This is a genomic window from Azospirillum sp. B506, from assembly GCF_000333595.1.
Taxonomy (GTDB): domain Bacteria; phylum Pseudomonadota; class Alphaproteobacteria; order Azospirillales; family Azospirillaceae; genus Azospirillum.
Genome location: NZ_BADK01001118.1, coordinates 1 through 3,763 on the forward strand (window position 1 = coordinate 1; position 3,763 = coordinate 3,763).

Genomic DNA, 3,763 nt, shown 5'->3' on the forward strand with positions numbered 1-3,763 from the left:
GGCAGCTTCGACAGCGCGCGCAGCCGGACCGAGGCGGCCAGAGCCCTGACACCGGTCCATTCGCCGGCATCGGCGAACTGGGTGGCGCGCTTGCTCATCAGCCCGTCCATGGCGCGGCGGAAATTGCCGCGCAGTTGCGGGTCGGCCAGCGCCGCGCGTGAGGCGGCGGCGAAATCCGGTGCGTTACCGTCCATGGATGCGCTCCTTCAGGAACTGGGCGATGTGCTGGCCGCGCGCGGCCTTGGCGCCGGCCTCCAGCGCGCCGCCGATGTTCAGCAGGCAGCCGCAGTCGCCCGACACCACGCGGGCGGCGCCGGTGCCCTCGATGTCCGCCACCTTGTCGCCGACCATCGCGGCGGAGATCTCCGGATGGCGCACGGCGAAGGTGCCGCCGAAGCCGCAGCACTCCTTCTCCCGCTTCAGCTCCACCAGCTCGACATTGGCGAGCTGGCGCAGCAGGGCCTTCGGCTCCTCGACCACGCCCATCTCGCGCTGGGCATGGCAGGAGGCGTGCCAGGTGACGCGCACCGGCTCGCCCTTGTCGGTGAGCTGGACGTCCAGCACATGGACCAGGAACTGGGTCAGTTCCCAGACGCGGGAGGCCACCTGCACCGCCTTCGCCTCGTCCGGCTCGCCACGGAACAGGTCGGGCCAGTGCTTCTTCATCATGCCGGCGCAGGAGCCTGACGGCACGACGATTGGGTCGTCGCCGGGGAAAAGGTCCAGCTGGGCACGGGCCACCTTCAGCGCCTCGGCCCGGTAGCCGGAATTGTAGGCCGGCTGGCCGCAGCAGCTCTGGCCCTGCGGAAAGACGACGGACAGCCCCTGGGATTGCAACAGCTCGATTCCTGCCATCCCGGCATCGGGGAAGAACAGGTCGACGAGGCAGGTGCCGAAATAATAGACGCGGGTGGGTTTGTGGGTCGCGGACATCGGGCGCTTCCTCAGGAATATTCTTATCGGCTGGCGTCGTTCAGAAGGCGGGTTCCGCCACCCGCGCCGTCGCCTCCACCTTCGCCGTCGCACAGGCGTCGACCAGATAAGTGATGGAGCGGTAGGGCACGCCCGCCTTGTCGGACAGGCCGATCTCGCAGGTCCGGCTGGTGGAATAGCCCGACGCGCAGCCCTCCGGCACGGCGGCCGGAAGGTGGCGCAGGGCATGGGCGTTCAGTTCCGGCGTGGTGAAGCCCTTGTCGCCGGCGAAGCCGCAGCAGCCGACATCCGGCGGCACCACCACCGTCTCGGCGCAGGCCTTCGCAACCGCGGTCAACGCACCGTCCAACCCCATCCGGCGGGTCGAGCAGGTCAGGTGCAGCATCACCGGCTCCGTGGACTTCGCGATGTCCAGACGGGGCAGGGCGAACTCGCTGAGGAATTCCGCCACGTCGAGGATGCGCAGACCGGCGTCGGTCAGCCGCTTCTTCAGGCGCAGGGCGCAGGGGCTGGTGTCCATCACCACCGGGTAACGGCCCCCCCGGCTGGCCTTCTTCAGAGCGGCCAGCATGGCGTCGGCCTTGGCGTCCGCCGCTTCGATCAGCCCCTTGCTCTCCAGCGGCATGCCGCAGCATTGGCCGTCCGCCGCCTCCGGATAGAGGATGCGGAAGCCGGCCTTGCGCATCACCGATTCGACGACCTCGGGCAGCGGGCGCTGCTGCGGGTCGGCGGCCGCGGGTCCCATGGTCCGGCTGACGCAGCTGGGGGCATAGACCACGGTCGGCACGTCGTCGGCGGCGGAAGCGGCGGTGTCCGGGTGCGGCGTGAAGGTCGTGGCGGTCGGCAGGTTGCGGGGCAGGGCCGGCAGGGCACCGCCGCTCAGCAGGCGGGCCGCCGCCTGGGTGGCGTCATGCCCAATCGTGCGGCGGGCGAGGTCAGCCAGCCGCAGGCCGGTGCGGGCGAGGCCCAGCGTCCCTTCCATATGGTCGGCGACCAGCGCCCCCGCCTTGCGGGCCAGGGCGCCGCGACGTTCGCCGCGCATGGATTTGATCAGAAGCCCGGTCTCGATCCCCACCGGGCAGGCGGTGGCACACAGGCCGCAGGCGGCGCAGGTGTCGATGCCCTGGTACTCGTAGGCGGCGCCGATCTCGGCCAGCCGCGGGGCGTCGCCGCCGGCAGCCTCTAGCCGCGCCATCTCGCGCCGGCCGACGATGCGCTGGCGCGGCGACAGGGTGAAGCGGTGGGAGGGGCAGGTCGGTTCGCAGAAACCGCACTCGATGCAGGTGTCGACCAGCGGATCGGCGGGGGGCAGCGGCTTCAGGTTCTTCAGATGGGCCTCGGGGTCGCCGTTCAGGATGACGCCGGGGTTCAGCAGCCCCTCGGGGTCGAAGAGGTCCTTGATCTCCTTCATCAGCCCATAGGCCTGCGGTCCCCATTCCATCTCGACGAAGGGAGCCATGTTGCGGCCGGTACCGTGCTCCGCCTTCAGCGATCCGTCGTAACGGCTGACCACCAGCGCCGCGACATCATCCATGAAGCGGCGGTAGCGGTCGATCTCCGCCTCGGTGTCGAAAGCCTGGGTGAAGACGAAATGCAGGTTCCCTTCCAGCGCGTGGCCGAAGATGATCGCCTCGCGGTAGCCGTGGCGCTCGAACAGCGCCTGCAGCTCGCGCGTGGCCTCGGCCAGCCGGGGCAGGGGGAAGGCGACGTCCTCGATGATGACGGTGGTGCCGGTCTGGCGGATGGCGCCGACCGCCGGGAACAGGCCCTTGCGGATTTTCCAGAAGCCTTCGCAGGCCTTGGCGTCGGTGGTGAAGCCGGTGTCGCCGATGGTGACGCAACCGGCCAGCACCGCGGCGATCTCCGCCACGTTGGCGTTCAGTGCCGCAGCATTCTCGGCGCGGGTCTCGACCAGCACGGCCGCCACTTCCGGACCGAAACTGCGGATCTGCGGCGGCATGCCCGGTTTGTCCTGGATGGAGCGGAGCGAGGCGCGGTCCATCAGCTCCGCCGCATCGACCGGGGCGGCCTTCAGCAGGGCGACCGCGCGGCAGGCCTCGCCGATGTCGGGGAAGAACAGAAGCGCGCTGGCCTTGTGCGGATGGTCCGGCACTGTGCGCAGCGTGATGGTGGAGATGAAGCCCAGCGTGCCTTCCGACCCGATCATCAGGTGCTGGAGGATGTCGACCGGATCCTCGTAATCCACCAGGGCGTTCAGGCTGTAGCCGGTGGTGTTCTTGATGCGGAACTTGTCGCGGATGCGGGTCGCCAGAGCTTCGTCGGCGCGGGTGCGGGCGCCCAACACCGCCAACCGGTCGAGCAGCGCGCCATGGCTGTCACGGAAGCGGATGCGGCTGGCCAGATCGGCGCTGTCCAGCACCGTGCCGTCGGCCAGAACCAGCCGCATCGACTCCAATGTGCGGTAGCTGTTCTGGGCGGTGCCGCAGCACATGCCGCTGGCGTTGTTGGCAGCGATGCCGCCGATCCTGGCGGTGGCGATGGAGGCAGGATCGGGACCGATCTTGCGCCCCAGCGGGGCGAGGCGCCGGTTCGCCTCGGCCCCGATCACGCCCGGCTGCAGGGTCACGGTGGCCGCATCCGGACCGATGCTGCAGCCCCGCCAGCCATCCCCCAGCACCACCAGCACGCTGTCGCTGACCGCCTGCCCCGACAGGCTGGTGCCGGCGGCGCGGAAGGTCACCGGAACCTTGTGCCCGCGGGTGATCCGCAGCAGCCGCACCACCTCGTCCTCCGTCTCCACAGCGCGACGATCTTGGGGATCAGCCGGTAAAAGCTGGCGTCGGTGCCGTAGGCCAGCGTGCCCAACGGG

The 3,763-nt window shown here is 69.9% G+C and carries 2 protein-coding genes and 1 pseudogene; all 3 read right to left on the bottom strand.

Annotated features, from left to right (window positions below):
- Nucleotides 1-194 (bottom strand): annotated as a pseudogene (locus tag I71_RS34070) ((Fe-S)-binding protein); the annotation flags it as partial.
- Complete coding sequence (locus I71_RS34075) at nt 184-933, bottom strand: (Fe-S)-binding protein (RefSeq protein ID WP_042704731.1); 750 nt, start codon at nt 931-933, stop codon at nt 184-186. The pseudogene I71_RS34070 and the gene I71_RS34075, both read right to left, overlap by 11 nt.
- Nucleotides 934-973: 40 nt before the next feature.
- Nucleotides 974-3,694: an FAD-binding and (Fe-S)-binding domain-containing protein gene (locus I71_RS34080; RefSeq protein WP_244434225.1), complete on the bottom strand. Its 2,721-nt coding sequence runs from the start codon at nt 3,692-3,694 to the stop codon at nt 974-976.
- Between the last annotated feature and the right edge of the window lie 69 nt (nt 3,695-3,763).